At 74.8% G+C, this 16152-nt stretch carries 21 protein-coding genes; 11 read left to right on the forward strand and 10 right to left on the reverse strand.

All coding sequences use genetic code 11. From position 1 onward, the window contains the following. The first annotated feature begins 28 nt into the window (after positions 1 to 28). From ACIBK9_RS47635 to ACIBK9_RS47650, 4 genes are all read left to right on the forward strand, one after another. Positions 29 to 634, forward strand: coding sequence for a cyclodeaminase/cyclohydrolase family protein (locus ACIBK9_RS47635; RefSeq protein WP_358285565.1), 606 nt, complete (start codon positions 29 to 31; stop codon positions 632 to 634). Beyond that, a complete protein-coding gene (locus ACIBK9_RS47640) occupies positions 631 to 1458 on the forward strand; it encodes a bifunctional 5,10-methylenetetrahydrofolate dehydrogenase/5,10-methenyltetrahydrofolate cyclohydrolase (RefSeq protein ID WP_397165776.1) in 828 nt (275 codons plus the stop codon). The genes ACIBK9_RS47635 and ACIBK9_RS47640 overlap by 4 nt, the downstream gene beginning before the upstream one ends. A 29-nt stretch (positions 1459 to 1487) precedes the next feature. Beyond that, positions 1488 to 2174 (forward strand): type 1 glutamine amidotransferase, encoded by a 687-nt coding sequence (locus tag ACIBK9_RS47645; RefSeq protein WP_397165778.1) that lies wholly within the window; start codon positions 1488 to 1490, stop codon positions 2172 to 2174. Between the two features lie 152 nt (positions 2175 to 2326). Further along, a complete protein-coding gene (locus ACIBK9_RS47650) occupies positions 2327 to 2992 on the forward strand; it encodes an endonuclease V (protein WP_397165780.1) in 666 nt (221 codons plus the stop codon). A gap of 79 nt (positions 2993 to 3071) precedes the next feature. On the opposite strand, the gene ACIBK9_RS47655 is transcribed toward ACIBK9_RS47650, so the two are convergent. Both ACIBK9_RS47655 and ACIBK9_RS47660 read right to left on the reverse strand, forming a co-directional pair. Next, positions 3072 to 3443, reverse strand: a complete 372-nt coding sequence (locus tag ACIBK9_RS47655; RefSeq protein ID WP_358285557.1) for a hypothetical protein — start codon at positions 3441 to 3443, stop codon at positions 3072 to 3074. A 122-nt stretch (positions 3444 to 3565) separates the two neighbouring features. Further along, positions 3566 to 4219: an NADPH-dependent F420 reductase gene (locus tag ACIBK9_RS47660; RefSeq protein WP_397165781.1), complete on the reverse strand. Its 654-nt coding sequence runs from the start codon at positions 4217 to 4219 to the stop codon at positions 3566 to 3568. A gap of 89 nt (positions 4220 to 4308) precedes the next feature. On the opposite strand from ACIBK9_RS47660, the gene ACIBK9_RS47665 reads away from it, so the two are divergent. The 4 genes from ACIBK9_RS47665 (at position 4309) to ACIBK9_RS47680 (ending at position 6133) form a co-directional block, all read left to right on the forward strand. Further along, positions 4309 to 4665 carry a winged helix-turn-helix transcriptional regulator gene (locus ACIBK9_RS47665; RefSeq protein WP_397165782.1) on the forward strand — a complete coding sequence of 119 codons (357 nt, stop codon included), beginning with the start codon at positions 4309 to 4311 and terminating at the stop codon, positions 4663 to 4665. Between the two features lie 81 nt (positions 4666 to 4746). Then, on the forward strand, positions 4747 to 4965 hold the full coding sequence (locus ACIBK9_RS47670; RefSeq protein WP_358285553.1) for a hypothetical protein: 219 nt from the start codon (positions 4747 to 4749) through the stop codon (positions 4963 to 4965). Between the two features lie 305 nt (positions 4966 to 5270). Further along, positions 5271 to 5879 carry a TIGR00645 family protein gene (locus ACIBK9_RS47675; RefSeq protein WP_397165783.1) on the forward strand — a complete coding sequence of 203 codons (609 nt, stop codon included), beginning with the start codon at positions 5271 to 5273 and terminating at the stop codon, positions 5877 to 5879. A gap of 119 nt (positions 5880 to 5998) precedes the next feature. Continuing rightward, positions 5999 to 6133, forward strand: a complete 135-nt coding sequence (locus tag ACIBK9_RS47680) for a hypothetical protein (RefSeq protein ID WP_352361246.1) — start codon at positions 5999 to 6001, stop codon at positions 6131 to 6133. A gap of 119 nt (positions 6134 to 6252) precedes the next feature. On the opposite strand, the gene ACIBK9_RS47685 is transcribed toward ACIBK9_RS47680, so the two are convergent. Further along, positions 6253 to 7056: an HAD hydrolase family protein gene (locus tag ACIBK9_RS47685; protein WP_358285551.1), complete on the reverse strand. Its 804-nt coding sequence runs from the start codon at positions 7054 to 7056 to the stop codon at positions 6253 to 6255. A 50-nt stretch (positions 7057 to 7106) separates the two neighbouring features. Here ACIBK9_RS47685 and ACIBK9_RS47690 point away from each other — a divergent pair, with 50 nt between their 5' ends. After that, positions 7107 to 7490: a hypothetical protein gene (locus ACIBK9_RS47690; RefSeq protein ID WP_397165784.1), complete on the forward strand. Its 384-nt coding sequence runs from the start codon at positions 7107 to 7109 to the stop codon at positions 7488 to 7490. A 21-nt stretch (positions 7491 to 7511) separates the two neighbouring features. Here ACIBK9_RS47690 and ACIBK9_RS47695 read toward each other — a convergent pair whose 3' ends face one another. After that, on the reverse strand, positions 7512 to 7988 hold the full coding sequence (locus ACIBK9_RS47695) for a DUF2283 domain-containing protein (RefSeq protein ID WP_387664898.1): 477 nt from the start codon (positions 7986 to 7988) through the stop codon (positions 7512 to 7514). 127 nt (positions 7989 to 8115) lie between these two features. On the opposite strand from ACIBK9_RS47695, the gene pyrF reads away from it, so the two are divergent. Next, complete coding sequence (gene pyrF, locus ACIBK9_RS47700) at positions 8116 to 8922, forward strand: orotidine-5'-phosphate decarboxylase (protein WP_364338068.1); 807 nt, start codon at positions 8116 to 8118, stop codon at positions 8920 to 8922. Here pyrF and ACIBK9_RS47705 read toward each other — a convergent pair. Then, the gene (locus ACIBK9_RS47705) at positions 8903 to 10579 is read right to left on the reverse strand and encodes a 2-isopropylmalate synthase (RefSeq protein WP_397165852.1); all 1677 of its coding nucleotides are present in this window, start codon (positions 10577 to 10579) and stop codon (positions 8903 to 8905) included. The genes pyrF and ACIBK9_RS47705 overlap by 20 nt on opposite strands. A 202-nt stretch (positions 10580 to 10781) precedes the next feature. Here ACIBK9_RS47705 and ACIBK9_RS47710 point away from each other — a divergent pair, with 202 nt between their 5' ends. Then, positions 10782 to 11480: a FadR/GntR family transcriptional regulator gene (locus ACIBK9_RS47710; protein WP_397165785.1), complete on the forward strand. Its 699-nt coding sequence runs from the start codon at positions 10782 to 10784 to the stop codon at positions 11478 to 11480. Positions 11481 to 11538: 58 nt separating this feature from the next. On the opposite strand, the gene ACIBK9_RS47715 is transcribed toward ACIBK9_RS47710, so the two are convergent. From ACIBK9_RS47715 to ACIBK9_RS47735, 5 genes are read right to left on the reverse strand one after another with little or no spacing between them, the layout of a single operon-like run. After that, the gene (locus ACIBK9_RS47715; protein WP_352361234.1) at positions 11539 to 11757 is read right to left on the reverse strand and encodes a hypothetical protein; all 219 of its coding nucleotides are present in this window, start codon (positions 11755 to 11757) and stop codon (positions 11539 to 11541) included. A gap of 58 nt (positions 11758 to 11815) precedes the next feature. Next, positions 11816 to 12709 (reverse strand): ribokinase, encoded by an 894-nt coding sequence (rbsK, locus tag ACIBK9_RS47720; protein ID WP_397165786.1) that lies wholly within the window; start codon positions 12707 to 12709, stop codon positions 11816 to 11818. Beyond that, entirely contained in the window at positions 12706 to 14058 is a 1353-nt protein-coding gene (locus ACIBK9_RS47725; RefSeq protein WP_397165787.1) for an ADP-ribosylglycohydrolase family protein, read from the reverse strand. The genes rbsK and ACIBK9_RS47725 overlap by 4 nt, the downstream gene beginning before the upstream one ends. Further along, positions 14055 to 15194 (reverse strand): ADP-ribosylglycohydrolase family protein, encoded by a 1140-nt coding sequence (locus ACIBK9_RS47730; protein ID WP_397165788.1) that lies wholly within the window; start codon positions 15192 to 15194, stop codon positions 14055 to 14057. Before ACIBK9_RS47730 ends, ACIBK9_RS47725 begins: the two co-directional genes overlap by 4 nt. Then, the gene (locus ACIBK9_RS47735; RefSeq protein ID WP_397165789.1) at positions 15191 to 16150 is read right to left on the reverse strand and encodes an ADP-ribosylglycohydrolase family protein; all 960 of its coding nucleotides are present in this window, start codon (positions 16148 to 16150) and stop codon (positions 15191 to 15193) included. The genes ACIBK9_RS47730 and ACIBK9_RS47735 overlap by 4 nt, the downstream gene beginning before the upstream one ends. Positions 16151 to 16152: the final 2 nt, after the last annotated feature.

The raw sequence follows: 16152 nt of genomic DNA on the forward strand, positions 1-16152 counted from the left end.
GCCCGGCCGGGCCTGGCAGAATGCGGCCATGCGCGACTCGAAGATCGTCGACTTCCTGGCCGAGCTGGCCGACAAGGTGCCCGCCCCCGGCGGCGGGGCCACCGCCGCCCTGCACGCGGCCCAGTCCGCGGCGCTGCTCGGCATGGTGGCCCGCTACACCACCGGCGAGCGGTACGCCGAACACGCCCAGACGGTCGCCGCGGTGATCGAGGAGACCGACGCCCTCCGCGCGCGGACGCTGCGGCTGGCCGAGGAGGACGCGGCGGCCTTCACCGCGGTCTCCGACGCCTACCGGCTGCCCAAGGGCGAGGAGCGCAGCGTCTCCATCGCCCGCGCCCTGGCCGGCGCGGCCGAGCCCCCGGCCCTGGTGGTGGCGGCCGCCACGCGCCTGGTCGAGCTCTGCGAGCTGCTGCTGCCGATCGGCAACCGCAACGTCGTCACCGACGTCGCCGCCGCCGCCGAGGCCGCCCGCGCCGCGCTCACCACCGCCCGGGTGAACGTCGAGGTCAACCTGCGGGGCATCAAGGACGAGCAGGTCCGCGAGGAGCTGACGGCCCGCCTGGCGGGCGTCGAGGCGGCCGTCGCCACGGCCGACCGGATCACCGCCGGGGTACGCGAGGAGATCGCCCGATGAGGACGCTGACCGGCCGCGACCTGGCCACCGCGATCAAGGCCCAGACGCAGGCCGAGGCCGCCGCCGGGCCGCAGCCCAGACTGGCCGTCGTGGTCGCCACGGCCGACGAGGCCAGCCTGTGGTACGTCCGCTCGATCGCCAAGGCCGCCGCGGGCGTCGGCGTCGCCTGCGACATCGTCGACCTCGGCGCCGGCGCCGACCCCGGCAGGATCCACGAGACGCTGGCCGGGCTCAGCGCCGACGACGCCGTCCACGGGGTCATGCTCCAGACGCCGCTGCCCGCCGGGGCCTCGGCGCAGGAGCTGGCCGCCGCCATCGACCCGCGCAAGGACGTCGACGGCGCGAACCCGCTCTCGCTCGGCCGCCTGGCCGCCGGGCTGCCCGCGTTCCCGCCCGCCACGGCGGCGGCCGTCATGGCCCTGCTCGACCACTACGAGGTGCCGCTCGAAGGGCGGCGGGCGGTGGTCGTCGGCCGCTCGACCGTGGTCGGCAAGCCGCTGGCCCATCTGCTGCTCGACCGGCACGCCACGGTCACCGTCTGCCATTCGCGCACCCGCGACCTGGCCGCCGTCACCGCCGGGGCCGAGGTGCTGGTGGCCGCGGTCGGCCGCGCCGGGCTGATCGGCGCCGCGCACGTCGCGCCGGGCGCGGTGGTCATCGACGTGGGCACCAACCCGACCGACGACGGCGGGCTCACCGGCGACGTCGACTTCGCGGCGGTCGCGGAGGTGGCCGGCGCGCTGACCCCGGTGCCCGGCGGCGTCGGCCCGGTGACGACCGCGCTGCTGCTGCGCCACACCGCCCGCGCGGCGAACCTGCCCTGAGCCCCGACATCCGAGAGTGGAGACCATCGATGGGTGACGTCCTGATCGTGCAGAACAGCAGGAGCGGCGGCCCGAGCCGGCTCGGCGACTGGCTGGAGGAGGCCGGGTTGCGGCTCGACGTGGTGCTCGCGCACGAGGGCGCCCCGCTGCCCGACCGGCTGGACCGGCACGACGCCATGATCATGCTCGGCGGCGGCTACCTGCCCTCCGAGGACGACCGGGCCCCGTGGCTGGCCGATGCCCGCCGGCTGGTGGGCCAGGCGCTGGCGGACGGCGTGCCGCTGTTCGGCATCTGCCTGGGCGGCCAGATGCTGGCCGAGGTGGCCGGCGGCGAGGTGACCGGCGACACCGGCGCGCCGGAGAACGGCAGCCTGCCGGTCACGATCCGGCCCGAGGCGGAAGGCGACCCGCTGTTCCAGGGCCTGCCGCCGGTGGTGCCCGCCATCGAGCACCACAGGGACGCCGTCACCCGGCTGCCCGCCGGCGCGGTGTGGCTGGCCGAGACGCGCGCCTGCCCCTACCAGGCGTTCCGGGTGGGCGAGCGGGCGTGGGGGGTGCAGTTCCATCCCGAGGTGCTGCCCGCGCGCGTGCGCGAGTGGACGCCCGACGGCTTCGACCCCGCGGAGGTCTACGCGGGCGCGGTGGCCGACGAGCCGGTCTCCACGCCGATCTGGCGCGAGGTGGCGACCCGCTTCGCCAAGATCGTCCACGCCTGACCTACCGCCTTCGCAGTCCGTCTGCGCCTGACCGCCCGCCTTCGCAGTCGGAGGCGCTCTGCGGCCCGGCGTGCCCCACGGGCCGGGGCGGGCGGGGCGGGTGGGGCGGGCGGTGGCCGGGGCGTGGGATGAATGGCCCTAACGTGGGGGGAATGCGGGTAGACAGACTTCACGGCTGGCCGGCCGACGCGGCCGAGGCCGAGGCCGTCCAGGACCGGTTGCGCGGCCGCGTGGAGCTCGCCGGGCCCACGGACTTCGCCCTGGTGGCCGGTCTCGACGTGCACTACCACGGCGACGACGAGGTGACGGCGGCGGTGGTCGTCCTGGACGCGGCGACGCTGGAACCGGTCGAGCGGGCGGTGGCCCACGGCCGGGCCGCCTTCCCTTACGTGCCCGGCCTGTTCGCCTTCCGCGAGCTGCCCACCCTGGTGGAGGCGCTCGAACGGCTCGCCGTCACCCCCGACCTGCTGGTCTGCGACGGCCACGGCCTGGCTCACCCGCGCGGTTTCGGCCTGGCCTGCCATCTCGGCGTGCTGACCGGCCTGCCCGCGCTCGGCGTGGCCAAGACGCCGTTCGTGGGCGAGCACGAGCCGCCCGGCCGGGAGCGCGGGGACTGGACGCCGATCGTCCACGAGGGCGTCACGGTGGGCAGGGCGCTGCGCACGCGGCGGGACACCAAACCGGTCTACGTCTCCCAGGGCCACCGCATCGGCCTGGACACCGCCACGTCCCAGACCCTGCTGCTCACGCCGCGCTACCGCCTCCCCGAGCCGGTGCGCCAGGCCGACCACCTGGCCCGCCACCCCGCCGGGACCTGACCGCCCCCTCGACCGGCCCCGCCGGGAAGGCCGGCGCAGGGGGTCGGCGCACGGGGTCGGCGCACTGGGTCGGCACAGGTCAGCGGCGCCAGGCCCAGGCGACGAGCCACACGCTGAGCCCGAAGATCGTCATGCCCAGCGGCACGTGCGCGGCCACCGCCCCCGACCCGCCGAGCATCGACTGCAGGAACCCGAGCAGCAGGACCCCCAGGCTGACCAGCGCGGGCCAGCCCGCGCCGCGCCCCGGCCGCCACAGCAGCACGGCCGCGACGAGCTGGAGCAGCCCGAGCAGGTGGACGGCGCCCGCCCCGGCCCCGTGCAGGCCCGCGCCGGCCCCGCTCATGAGCTGCCCCGCCGTGACGGCCTGCAGGAGCACCGACAACATGCTGAGCGTGGCGAGGGCCTTGAACGCGGTCAGATACCCGCTCCCCTTGACGACCTGGGTGACCACTGGACTCTCCTTCGACCTCGGGTGGACGCCCCCAGGATCGCGCCGCCGCCGGAGCCGGGCATCCGCCGCCCGTCGTCATCCTCGCTACGCCCAGCGTCGTACGCTCACGCCGGGCCGTACGCTCACGCCGGGTCGTGCGCCCCCGAGGAGGCCAGCGGGGGCAGGATCGCCTGGGCGTCCGCGCCGCCGAACCAGAGCCCGATCACGAACGCGGCCGTCGCCTCCAGCTGCACGGCCCGGTCCAGGCCGCCGCCGTCCAGCGGGGTGCAGCCCAGGTCGCGGACCAGGCCCCGGACCAGGTCGAGCGCCCGGACGTCGTCACCGCACAGGGGCACCGCCAGCGGGCGGCCGTCGAACACGGGCGGCGTCATCCGCCACACGTCCACGTGGCACAGGTTGAACGCCTTCACCACGTGCCCGCCCGTGAGGTCGGCGATCCGGCGGGCGAGCGGACGCGTGACGTCGTACCTGTCGGGGGCGGCGGCGTTCGTCACGTCGATGATCGGCTTGCCGCGCAGTGCCGGGCCGGCGGCGGCCAGCACGTCGCCCAGCCCCGCCTCCCGGACGCCCACCATCACCACCTCGCCGGACGCGGCCGCCTCCGCCCAGCTCCCCGACCGCGCCCCCGGGCGGCCGGCCTGGGCGTTCATGCTCTCCGCGCGGGCACGGGCGCGCTCGGGGTCGCGTCCGCTGACCGTCACCTCGTGCCCGGCCCTGATCCACTGCGTGCCGAGCGCGTCGGCCATGCCGCCGGCGCCCAGGATCCCGATCTTCATGTCGTCCTCCGTGCTGCGAAAGGGCTTTACTAGGACAAGGACTCTAGAAATCCCGTCACGCACCGATCGGTGCCTATCGGAGGCGTTACGTGTTCATCGCCGACTGCCAGGCCAGACTGGCCTTCGACCTGATCGCCAACACCTGGAACGCGGTCGTCGTCTGGTCGCTGCGCCACGGCCCTTGCCGTCCAGGGGAGCTGCGCGCGCAGATCGGCGGGATCAGCCCCAAGGTGCTCACGGAGACACTGCGCCGCCTGGAGTTCAACGGGCTGGTCGCCCGCCGCGCCTACGCCGAGGCCCCGCCCCGCGTCGAGTACGCGCTGACCGACCTGGGCCGCTCCCTGCTCGGCCCGATCGAGGCGTTCGGCGTGTGGGCCCACGACCACGCCGAGGACGTCATGGACGCCCAGGACCGCTGGACGGACTCGAACTCCCCTGCTTCATGAGGATTCTTTAACGCAGCGTTACTGAGTAATTACTCTGGGTAGCAAGTCGGTGGTTGATCCCACCATCCCCAGGAGGTACTCATGCCTGACGTCCAACGCCGCCGCGCCGCCGTCATCGGAGGCGCGCTGACCGCGGCCCTCGCCGCCGCCCTCTTCGCGGCGCCCGCGTACGCCGTCGTCGATCCCGCCACCGCGGTCCCGTGCGCGGCCGAGGCCGCCGCCGGCCTGGCCGCTCTGGTGGACCCGGCGGCCCCCCAGGCGCCGACCGAGATCCCCGCGGCGGGCTGCCTGCATCCCTGACCGGCCGGCCACCGCGCGGGCGGTGCGGCGGGCCACGCCGCACCCCCGCCACCGGCCCTCCCCCTCCAACAGCTCCGACAGCTCCGACAGCGCAATCCCCGTGCCCGACCAGCAGCAGTCGAGGAGTCCCCATTGAAGTTCCGAATCCTGACCAGCGCAGCGGTCCTCGCTCTGGCGGCGGCGGCCGCCGTTCCCCCAATCGCCCTCGGGTCAGGGGGCCGAAACGATCCGGGGAACATCAATGTCCAGGCCATCGTCGACCGGGTCAACATCTTCACGTCGTAGTGAGGCCACCACAGTTGACCGTGGCCGAGACCGGGTCCGCTCCCCGGCCGCGGAACACGCTGGAGCACATCGGCTACGTCATGTTCCTCAGCCGGTGGATACAGGCGCCGCTCTACCTCGGGCTGATCGTCGCTCAGGTCGTCTACGTGTGGCGGTTCATGGTCGAACTCGCCCACCTGGTCGAACTCGGGTTCGGCGGCAACCCCCCGGAGACCACGATCATGCTGATCGTCCTCGGGCTCGTCGACGTCGTGATGGTCTCGAACCTGCTGATCATGGTGATCATCGGCGGCTACGAGACCTTCGTCTCACGGCTGCGCATCGACGGCCATCCCGATCAGCCGGAGTGGTTGTCCCATGTCAATGCAAACGTCCTCAAAGTCAAGCTGGCCATGGCGATCATCGGGATCTCGGGGGTGCACCTCCTGCAGATCTTCATCAACGCCGCCCGGCCGGCCATCACCGACAGGGAACTCGTATGGAAGACATTGATCCATCTCACCTTCGTGGTCTCGGCGCTGGCGCTGGCCGTGATGGATCGCATCATGGCGGGCGGGCGGCACGTCCAGCAGGCGCACCGGGACCAGCAGCCCGGCGGCGTCGCGCAGGAGCGGGTCGCCGCCGCCTAGCGATCGCACTGGCGGCCGGCGCGGGGCTGCTGGCCGGCGCGGGCTGGGCGGCGTCGGCGGCGCCGGCGTACGCCTCGGCCGCGGCGCCTCCCCAGGGGCCGCGACCGCTCATCGGCGACGTGGTCGTCTTCAACGACGAGATCGTCGAGCCGGTGTCGCTCCCGGTGAGCACCTGCGGCGGCCTGCTGCCGGTGCTGAGCGGCGCCCCCACCGGGTGCGAGGGCACGTCCAGGGTGTCGGACGACGACGCCTGAGATCCCCGGCGCCCGCCCGCGGGGGCGGGCGGGCGCCGGACCCCGGCCGGGTAAGCCAAAGAGGCGTTCGAGAACGTCGGCCGGGTCAGCCGTAGAGGCGTTCGAGAACCCCGGCCGGGTCAGCCGTAGAGGCGTTCGAGGACCTCGGCCACGCCGTCCTCGTCGTTTGAGGACGTGCGGTGCCCGGCCGTGGCCAGCACCAGCGGGTGGGCGTTGGCCATCGCGTAACCGGCCCCGGCGAAGGCCAGCACGGCCAGGTCGTTGGGCATGTCGCCGAACGCCACCACCTCGGCGGGCGCGACGCCGCGTGCCAGGCACAGCTCGGCCAGCATGCCCGCCTTGGTCACGCCCAGCGCGCTGACCTCCAGGAGCCCCGGCACCCCGGAGTGGGTGACCTCGGCCAGCTCCCCCACGGCCGCCGCAGCCAGGGCCGACATCTCGTCGAGGGTGTGCGCGGGCGAGAGCACCAGGAGCTTGACGATCGGCTCGCCCGCCTCGCACGCCGAGGCCACCTCCCGGTAGTGCGCCACGTCGTGCTCGACCCGTCTGGTGTAGCCGGCCTCGGTGAGCACGCCGGTGCCGGTCTCGACGGCGAAGGCCGCCCCGGGCAGGGCCGCGGCCAGGCTGTCGGCCACCTTCCTGGCGGCCTGCGGCTCGATCGTGCGGCTGGCCACGATCCGCGCGGCGGCCAGGTCGTACAGGAGGGCGCCGTTGCTGCAGATCGCCAGGCCCGTCAGGCCCGCCTGGCCGGCGATGGCGTGGATGGAGCGCGGCGGGCGGGCGGTCACGAAGACGATCTCCGCTCCGGCGGCGCGGGCCAGGCCCAGGGCCTGCCGGGTGCGCGGGGAGACGACGCCGGCGGAGGTCAGGAGGGTGCCGTCGAGATCGGTGGCCACGATGCGGGGCGGGGTGGCGGAGGTCACGTCCCCACCGTAGATCCCGGCCGGGAGGGGGGCAGGAGTAGGGTGCCCTCGTGTCTTCCATATCGGGGCGTTTCGCCCGGTCCGGGCCGCGTCCGGACGACCGGGTCGCCTCCGTCTTCCGGTTCGCGTCGGAGCTGGTCGCCTGGGTCGCGGCGCCGTGGGCGCTGCTTCCCGGTTCGGTGTGGCTGGCCGTGTTGTCGGTCGTGGTGCTGATCGGCCTGCCGACGGTGTTCGCCACGCCCGGCGACAAGCGGAGCGTGCTGGTCGCCGTGCCCGGGTTCGTGACGGTCGGGCTGGTCGCCCTCCAGCTCGTGGCGGCGGTGGCGGCGGCGTGGGTGGCCTGGCACGCGGTCGTGGCGGCGGTGGTCACCGTGCTGGCGGTGGTCACCGTGGTGCTGGAACTGCCGCGCTGGCGCTGGCTGCTGACGGGCTGAGCGGCCGCGCGTCCGGAGCTCTCAGAGGCGCATCTCGGCGGGGAGGCGGGTGGCGGCGTTGAGCAGCTCCAGGCCGAGCAGGTCGCCCGAGGCGCCGTAGTCGAGGACGACGTCCTCCGAGACGGTCTGCCGTACCGCCTCACCTGGCACGATTTCGTGCTTCATCGCGATATAGGCGATGTCTTGTTCCTTGTTCCAGCTGACGTACACGGTCCGGGTGAGCTGGCGGTCCGGCGGGGCGTCGTCCGGCCGGAGCAGGCCCTCCTTGGCCTCGTGCGAGCCGGCCAGCGCCGCGCGTACCATGGCCAGCGCCACCTCGACCGCCTCCAGCGAGTCGCGCCCGGTCGCCCGGCGCTCGTGCTCCCACCCGGCCAGCCCGTCGATCCGGTACGGGCACGACCACTCCCCCGCCTCCTCGTACGGCATGCCGACGGCGACGGTCACCTCGCGCGGCGGGACGGTCTCCAGCACCAGCACCCGCTGGGCGATCTCGTACATGCCGCATCATCTACCCAGGCGCCCGCTTCCGGAAGACCCACGGCACGAGCCATATCATCCGGGGCCGATGCGTTCCGGCTTCCGGCGGCGGCGGGTTAGTGTGCGTTAGGGTCGCAAGGGGGCCTAGATGAACGAGTCGTTCGGCACACGCCTGCGTGCCAGGCTGGACAAATTCGGCCCGCTCTGTGTGGGCATCGATCCGAGCCCGGCGTTGCTCGACGCCTGGGGCCTCGACGACTCACCGGGCGGCCTTGAGCGCTTCAGCCGCACGGTGGCCGACACGATCAGCGACGTGGCCGCCGTGGTCAAGCCGCAGTCGGCCTTCTACGAGCGCTGGGGCAGCCGCGGCGTCGCCGTCCTGGAACGCACCATCGCCGATCTGCGCGAGGCCGGCACGCTGGTGCTGCTCGACGCCAAGCGCGGCGACGTCGACACCACCATGGCCGCCTACGCCGAGGCCTACCTCGACCAGGGCAGCCCGCTGGCCGCCGACGCGGTGACGCTCAGCCCCTACCTGGGGTTCGGCTCGCTGGAGGTGGCGATCACCTCGGCGGTGGCCAACGACGCCGGCGTCTTCGTGCTGGCCCGCACCTCCAACCCGGCGGCGGCCGGGCTGCAGCAGCGGGTGGCCGACCTGGTGCTCGCCGGGGCCGCCGCGGCCAACGCGGGCCACGAGCCGTTCGGGCCGGTGGGAGTGGTCATGGGCGCCACGCTGCCCGCGCTCGACCACTCCCTGGCCGACCTCAACGGCCCGATCCTGGCTCCCGGGCTCGGCGCGCAGGGCGCCTCACCCGCCGACGTGGCCCGGCTGTTCGCCCCGGTACGCGGCTCCGTCGTGCCGTCGGTCTCCCGGGCCGTGCTGGCCGACCCGCGACGGCTGCGGTCGAGGACCCTGCAGTACCGGGACGAGTGCGTCACGTACCTGACGTACTGAGCCGCTCGACGGCGGCCAGCACCGCCCGTACCGACGCGGTGAGCACGGAGGTGTCCTGACCGGCGCCCCAGCCGGTCACGCCCCCGACCCGGGCCTCCACGTACGCGACGGCGCTGCTGCCCGTCCCCGGGTCCACGGCGTGCTCGGCGTAGTGCAGGACGTCGACCTCGACGCCGTCCCCGGCCAGCGCGGCGGTCAGCGCGGACAGCGGGCCGTTGCCGGTGCCGCGCAGCGCCCGCCCCGACTCCAGGACGCCCTCGAACTCGTGCGTCCCCGGCGCGGTCTCGGCCGTGCGCCAGGAGGCGAACCAGGAGCGCTCGCCGGGCGCGATGTAGGTGGCGTGGAAGAGCGCCCGCAACTCGTCGGCGGTGATCTCCTCGCCGCTGTCGTCCGTGGCCCGCTGCACCGTCGCGGCGAAGTCGATCTGCAGGCGGCGCGGCAGGTCGAGGCCGTGGCGGGCGCCCAGCAGGTACGCGATGCCGCCCTTGCCCGACTGGCTGTTGACCCGGATGACCGCCTGGTAGCCGCGCCCCACGTCGGCCGGGTCGATGGGCAGGTACGGCACCTCCCACGGCGCCTGCTCCGGCGGCACGCCCAGCTCGGCGGCCCGCACGGCGTGGTGGGCCAGGCCCTTGCCGATGGCGTCCTGGTGGGTGCCGGAGAAGGCGGTGTAGACCAGGTCGCCGGCGTAGGGGTGGCGGTCGTGCACGGGCAGGCGGTTGCAGTGCTCGACGACGCGCCGGATCTCGTCGATGGCGGAGAAGTCGATCATCGGGTCGACGCCCTGGGAGTGCAGGTTGAGCGCGAGGGTCACCAGGTCGACGTTGCCGGTGCGCTCGCCGTTGCCGAACAGGCAGCCCTCCACCCGCTGCGCCCCGGCGAGCACGGCCAGCTCGGCGCAGGCCACGCCGGTGCCGCGGTCGTTGTGCGGGTGCACCGACAGGATCACCGAGTCGCGGCGGTCGAGGTGGCGGTGCATGTACTCGATCTGGTCGGCGTACACGTTGGGGGTGGCGATCTCGACGGTCGCGGGCAGGTTGTGGATCACCGGGCGGTCCGGGGAGGCGTCCCAGAGGGCGGTCAGCTCGTTGCAGATCTCCAGCACGTAGTCGGGCTCGGTGAGGTTGAACACCTCGGGCGAGAACTCGAAGCGCACCGGGAGCCCGTCGGCCAGGCGGGCGACCTGGCCGGCCGCGTCCAGGACGAGCTTGCGCAGGGCGTCGCGGTCGTGGCCGAGCACCACGTTCCGCCAGGTGGGCGCGGTCGCGGTGTAGAGGTGCACGACCACGTCGGGCAGGCCGCGGATCGACTCGAAGGTGCGCTCGATCAGGTCCTGCCGGGCGGCGGTGAAGGCCACCACGGTCACCTCCTCGGGCACCGCGCCGGGCTCGGCCAGCTCCCTGAGGAAGTCGAAGTCGAGCCTGCTGGCCGACGGGTAGCCGACCTCGATCTCCGTGAAGCCCATGCGCACCTGGAGGTCGAACAGGCGGCGCTTGCGCGCCGGGTCCATCGGCTCGGCCAGCGCCTGGTTGCCGTCGCGCAGGTCGACCGGGACCCAGAGGGGGGCGGCGGTGATGCGGCGCGAGGGCCAGGCGCGCTCGCCGGTCAGGGGCACCTCGACCCGCTCGTGGGCGGGCCGGTAACGGTGAGAGGGCATCGCGCTGGGGCGCTGCCGGTTCCATGCGTACACGTCTTCGTTCCTTCTTCGGCGGTCGGACGACCGGCAGCACCTCGCACGCCGCGGCGGGGTGCCGGTCCGGTCAGGCCCCGCCGCGGCGGCCGAGAAGAAGGAGACCGTACGACGACATGGCGGCTACACTAACCACAACACAGGTCCTCAGACAACCTGAGAGGTGCATATGCCGCTCGGCGCCCTCCGCCGCAGCCCCCTGGTCGACCAGGCCGTCCAGCACCTGCGCGAGCAGATCACCGAGGGCCACTGGCCGGTCGGCACCCGGCTGCCCGGCGAGAACGCGCTGGCCAAGACGCTCGGGGTGGGCCGGTCCACGGTCCGCGAGGCGCTGCGGGCGCTGGCCGGGGCTGGGCTCGTGCGGGCCCGTCAGGGCTCGGGGGTGTTCGTCATCGCCTCGGAGCCGGCCGAGGACTGGCCGGCGCGGCTGCGGCGGGCCGCGATCACCGACGTCTACGAGGTCCGCATGATGGTCGAGACCCAGGCGGCCAGGCTGGCGGCGGCCCGGCGTACCGACGAGGACGTCGCGGCGATGGAGGCCGCGCTCCAGGCCCGCGAACGGGCGGCGGACGAGGACGACGCGGCGTTCGTCGACGCCGACATCGCGCTGCACGCGGCGGTCGTGGCGGCGGCGGGCAACCCGGTGCTCACGGACCTGTTCGCCGAGTTCGCGCCGGCGTTGCGGGAGGGGCTGATCGACATGGTGGGGCTGCTGGAGCTGCGCGGGCACGACCGCAATCCGGGGCACGACGCGCACGCCGCGCTGGTGGCGGCGGTCCGCGACGGCGACGCGACGGCGGCCGGCGACCTGCTGCAGGCCGAGCTGGAGCAGACCCTCGCCCGGCTGCACACACAACCCGGCGCCTGACGACCGCCGGGGCAGGCGGTCCCGGCGGGCGGTCCCGGCGGGTGCAGCAGGCGGCAGGTCAGGCGGTGGGGCCGGCGTCGGGGCGGATGACGTCCTCGCCTTCGTCGTCCTCCTCGGGCGGCTCCTCCGGGACGGGCTCCTCCAGCTCATCGGGCGGGTCCGCGGACAGGGGGCGGCGGGTCCTGGGCGACCCTGAGGCGGACCGCTCGGCGACCACGTCGCTCTCCCCCTCCACGCCTCCCACCGCCGCGGGCAGGTCGTCGGGCTTTCGGTTCATGGCCCCCACCTGCCCGTGACGGCGTCCCTTGACGCCCGGCCGGACGTCAAAGGACGGGCTAGGACAGCTCCCGCAACGCGTCCTCGATCTCGGCCCTGACCGGCATCGACGTGCTGGCGCCCGCCCGCTGGACCGACAGCGCCGCCGCCACCGAGGCGAAGCGCAGCGCCTCGGCCGGGGCCAGGCCGTCGGCCCGCGCGACCGCCAGCGCGCCGACGAACGTGTCACCGGCGGCCGTGGTGTCCACGGCCTTGACCTCGATCGCGGGCACCCGCAGCCGCTCGCCCGAGCGCGCGCCGTAGAGCGCGCCGCGCGAGCCCAGCGTGATGACGGCCTCCTCGACGCGTTCGAGGAGCGCGTCGAGGGCGGCGTCGGGGTCGGCCTGGCCGGTGATGTCGGCGGCCTCGTGCTCGTTCGGGACGATCATGGTGACCGCGTCGAGCAGCTCGTCGGGCAGCGGCTGCGCGGGCGCCGGGGTCAGGATGGCGGGCACCCCGGAGACCCGGGCCGCCTCCGCGGCGGCCACGACGGCCTCCATGGGCAGTTCGAGCTGGAGCAGCAGGGCCCGCGACCCGGCGATCGTGGCCAGGTCGCCGCCGGACGGCCCGGTCACGGTGCCGTTCGCGCCGGGCACGACGATGATCGAGTTGCCGCCGGCGTCGTCGACCACGATGTGCGCGATGCCGCTGGGGCCGGGCACCTGGCGCAGGCCGCGGACGTCCACGCCGGCCTCGGCCAGGGTGGAGCGCATCTCGGCCCCGAAGGCGTCGTCGCCGACCGCGCCGAGGAAGGCCACCTGCGCGCCGGCGCGGGCCGCGGCGATGGCCTGGTTGGCGCCCTTGCCGCCGGGCACGGTCCGGAACCGGTGACCGGTGACCGTCTCGCCCCGTTTGGGGGCCTGGGATACGTACGCGACGAGGTCCATGTTGGCGCTGCCGAAAACCGAGATCATGGGGCCATCATCTCCTGTGTACGTCGCGCCAGTTCGCCGAGCCCCACCCCGTCGAAGCCGGTCAGGCTGCTGGCCAGGCTGTCGCGCATGAGCCAGCGGTCCGGTACGCCGCCCATCAGCGCGCCCGCCACGGACCCCGCCGTGGCCCCGGCCGAGTCGGTGTCCCAGCCGCCGGCGACCGCGCCCGCGATCGTGGCGGTGAAGTCGCCCGCGCCGTGGATCAGCGTGGCGGCCACCAGCGCGGCGTTGTTGATCGTGTGCACCCAGTGCAGCGTGCCATGCCGCTGGTGCAGCAGGTCGATGACACGCTCGAAGTCCGGCTCGCGGACGGCGTCGGCGACGGCCAGGCTGACCGCCTCGTGCAGGCGGGAGTCGCGCGGCACGACCGACAGGCCCGCCTCCACGGCCTCCCGCGCCGAGCCGGCCACCAGCGAGGCGGCGCACATGGCCGCGACGAACATCGCGCCGTAGATCCCGTTGGCGGTGTGGGTCAGCCGGGCGTCGCGCCAGGCCAGTTCGGCGGCCGTGGCGGGGTCGCCGGGGTTGGCCCAGCCGTAGACGTCCGTCCTGATGAAGGCGCCGATCCACTCGCGGAACGGGTTGCGGCGGGTGGCCGTCTCCGGCGGCTCGAAGCCGTCGAGCAGGTTGCGGTAGGCGACCCGCTCGGCGGTGAACGTGCGGCCGGCCGGCAGCTCGTCCAGCCACAGCTTGGCGACGTCCTCGGTGGTGAAGCCGCGGCCGTGGCGCTCCAGGACGGACAACGCCAGCAGCGGGTAGTTGAGGTCGTCGTCCTCGGGGATGCCGTCGATGTTCTCGGCCAGCGAGTTGACCGCGCTGCGCCGGTTCCACGGCCACCTGCGCGCGATCTCCTCCGGCAGGCCCTCGGCGGTGAACCAGCCGGTGATCGGCCAGTTGCCGGTGGCCTCGGCGATCTGCCTGATGCCGGCGCGCGGGATCTTCTCCACCGGCTTGCCCAGCACGCAGCCGGCCGCCCGTCCCTGCCAGGCGCCCAGCAGCCGCGCCGGGTCCGCCTTCGCCGCGGTCCCGGCCGCGATCCCGGCCGCGGGCCAGTCGGGGCAGGCGGCGACGATGGCGTCCAGGTCGGAGGGCTCGGCCAGCGGCGAGGGGATCGCGGCCAGCTCGTCCAGCAGGCTCTCGGCCAGGGGGCGCAGCCGGGCCGCGGCGGCCTCGGAGGCGCCGGCGCGCGGCGGGGCGTCGTGGCCGCCCGCCGCGTGCCACCGTCCGGCCAGCTCGCGCACCTGCGGCAGGTCGCCCCTGCCGTCCTCGCCGGCCTGGCGCAGCTCGTGGCCGACCAGGTCCTCCGGCTGGACCCAGGTGAGCCTGATCATCGAGCGTCCAGCTCGGCGAAGGCGGCCTCGTGGGCGCGCCGCCGCGCCAGGTCGTCGGCGTGCACCCGGCGCGCCACCTCGGCGATCGCCAGGCCGGGCGCGACCAGGTCGGTACGGCTGGCCGCCCCCACCTGCTCCACCCACTGCGCGGGCACCGCGGACAGCCCCCCGAGGGCGCCCGCGATCGCTCCGCCCATGGAGGCGATCGAGTCGGCGTCGCGGCCGTAGTTCACGCCGCCGAGCACGGTGTCGCGGAAGTCGCCCTTGGCCGCGACCAGGAAGCCCAGCGCCAGCGGCAGCTCCTCGATGCTGTGCACCCGGCTCGGCCGGCGCGCGCCGAGCCCCTGGTCGCGGTAGGTGTCGGCGACCGTGTCGAAGGGCCGTACGGCGGCGCGCAGCATCTCGAATGAGCCGTCCCAGTGGCCGACGCCGGCCGCGGCCTCGCAGACCGCCTCGATGGCGGCGCGGGTGCCGTCCTTGGCCAGGCGCAGGCAGGCGGCGACCACGGAGTCGACCGTGGCGCCCGGCCGCATGGCCTCGGCGACGGCGGCGGCCATCACGCCGGCGGCCTCGCGTCCGTAGCTGGACTGGTGGGCCCCGGTCAGGTCGACGGCCTCGGCGTAGGCGGCGTCGGGGTCGGCGGCGTTGACGATGCCGACGGGCGCGACGTACATGGCCGCGCCGCAGTTGACGATGTTGCCGACGCCGGCCTCGCGCGGGTCGACGTGCCCGTAGTGCAGGCGGGCCACGATCCACTTCTCGGCCAGGAAGATCCGCTGCAGCGGCAGCGCCTCGGCCTCCAGCTCGGGGATCCACCGCCGCTCGCCCATCAGCTCCGGCACGAAGTGGTCGGCCATCGCGTACGCGCCCAGGTGCCCGCCGACCTTCTCGTACACGCGGATCAGGGCGTGCGTCATCAGGGTGTCGTCGGTGATGTGCCCGTCGCCCTTGTGGTACGGCGCGATCGGCCGGGCGTTGCGCCAGTCCTCGTTGTACGGCGGCACGATGCCCTCGACGCGGCCCCCGTACCGCTCCACGATCTGTTCGGGAGTCCAGCCCTCGGTGGCGCCGCCCAGCGCGTCACCGACCGCCGCCCCCGCCACGCAGCCAGTGGCCCTGTCCTCAAGCGGCGTCATGCGATTCCCTTCGTCAGTTCGATCAGATCCTTGCCCGCCAGCTCCGGCAGGCAGCAGCCCGCCAGCGTGCGGGCCGGCGCGAGCCACCCCTCCGGGATCGCGCCGTACCCCCTGGCGGCCCCCGCCAGCGCGCCGGTCAGCGCGGGCGCCGAGTCGGCGAGCGCCGACAGGCAGGCGGCGGCCGGGACGGCGCGGGCCAGGTCGCCCTCCGCCGCCTCGGCCAGCGCCAAGGCGACGGGCACCGTCTGGGCGGCGCCCACGCCGTAGCTGTAGACGTGGTCGAGCAGCGCGGCGTCCAGCGCGGGCACCGCGCCGAACGGGTCGCCCGCCTTCCGCGCCGCGGCCAGCGCCACCCGGGCGTTGTGCCCGATGGCGGTGTCGCCGGGCAGGACGGCGAGCGCCGCCTCCACGGCCTGGCCCACCGAGCCCGACGCGACCGCGGCGGCCACGGCGGCGGCCATGGCCTGGGCCCCGAGCAGGCCGTCGCCGGCGTTGGTCACCTGGGCGTCCTCGGTCGGGTCCTTGCCCAGAGCCCCGAACGCGACCGCCCGTACGGCGGCGGCGTCGTCGAAGTGGTGGGGATTGTCGTGCCCGGAGGCCGGCGGCTCGACGCCCCTGGCCAGGTTGTCCAGCGCGGTGGCCACCGAGATGCGCGCCCGGACGCCGGTCAGCTCCCGGAACGCCGCGGCCCGCGGCCGGTCGATCGTCAGCAGCGTCCAGGCCAGCCATTCGGCGTCGTCGGACGGCCCGACGGCCAGCGGCGCGATCGGCTGGTTGAGCGCGAACGGCACCGGCAGCGTGGTGACCCGGTGCTCCTCGGCGAAGGCGTCCAGCTCGCGGTGCAGGCGCCGGCTCCAGGGCGCGTGCAGGGCGGCGCGGTGCCTGGCCGCGGGCCAGCCGGCGGCGTCGCCCACGGCGAGCCCGATGAAGGCCCCCCTGATTCTGTCCCCCGACATGA

This window comes from Nonomuraea sp. NPDC050227 (assembly GCF_044459705.1).
Lineage (GTDB): Bacteria > Actinomycetota > Actinomycetes > Streptosporangiales > Streptosporangiaceae > Nonomuraea.

Coding starts and splice junctions, on each gene's coding strand:
- ACIBK9_RS47635 (WP_358285565.1), top strand. CDS start 29: ATGCGCGACTCGAAGATCGTCGACTTCCTGGCCGAGCTGGCCGACAAG.
- ACIBK9_RS47640 (WP_397165776.1), top strand. CDS start 631: ATGAGGACGCTGACCGGCCGCGACCTGGCCACCGCGATCAAGGCCCAG.
- ACIBK9_RS47645 (WP_397165778.1), top strand. CDS start 1,488: ATGGGTGACGTCCTGATCGTGCAGAACAGCAGGAGCGGCGGCCCGAGC.
- ACIBK9_RS47650 (WP_397165780.1), top strand. CDS start 2,327: ATGCGGGTAGACAGACTTCACGGCTGGCCGGCCGACGCGGCCGAGGCC.
- ACIBK9_RS47660 (WP_397165781.1), bottom strand. CDS start 4,219: ATGAAGATCGGGATCCTGGGCGCCGGCGGCATGGCCGACGCGCTCGGC.
- ACIBK9_RS47670 (WP_358285553.1), top strand. CDS start 4,747: ATGCCTGACGTCCAACGCCGCCGCGCCGCCGTCATCGGAGGCGCGCTG.
- ACIBK9_RS47695 (WP_387664898.1), bottom strand. CDS start 7,988: ATGTACGAGATCGCCCAGCGGGTGCTGGTGCTGGAGACCGTCCCGCCG.
- pyrF (WP_364338068.1), top strand. CDS start 8,116: ATGAACGAGTCGTTCGGCACACGCCTGCGTGCCAGGCTGGACAAATTC.
- ACIBK9_RS47705 (WP_397165852.1), bottom strand. CDS start 10,579: ATGCCCTCTCACCGTTACCGGCCCGCCCACGAGCGGGTCGAGGTGCCC.
- ACIBK9_RS47710 (WP_397165785.1), top strand. CDS start 10,782: ATGCCGCTCGGCGCCCTCCGCCGCAGCCCCCTGGTCGACCAGGCCGTC.
- ACIBK9_RS47715 (WP_352361234.1), bottom strand. CDS start 11,757: ATGAACCGAAAGCCCGACGACCTGCCCGCGGCGGTGGGAGGCGTGGAG.
- rbsK (WP_397165786.1), bottom strand. CDS start 12,709: ATGATCTCGGTTTTCGGCAGCGCCAACATGGACCTCGTCGCGTACGTA.
- ACIBK9_RS47725 (WP_397165787.1), bottom strand. CDS start 14,058: ATGATCAGGCTCACCTGGGTCCAGCCGGAGGACCTGGTCGGCCACGAG.
- ACIBK9_RS47730 (WP_397165788.1), bottom strand. CDS start 15,194: ATGACGCCGCTTGAGGACAGGGCCACTGGCTGCGTGGCGGGGGCGGCG.
- ACIBK9_RS47735 (WP_397165789.1), bottom strand. CDS start 16,150: ATGTCGGGGGACAGAATCAGGGGGGCCTTCATCGGGCTCGCCGTGGGC.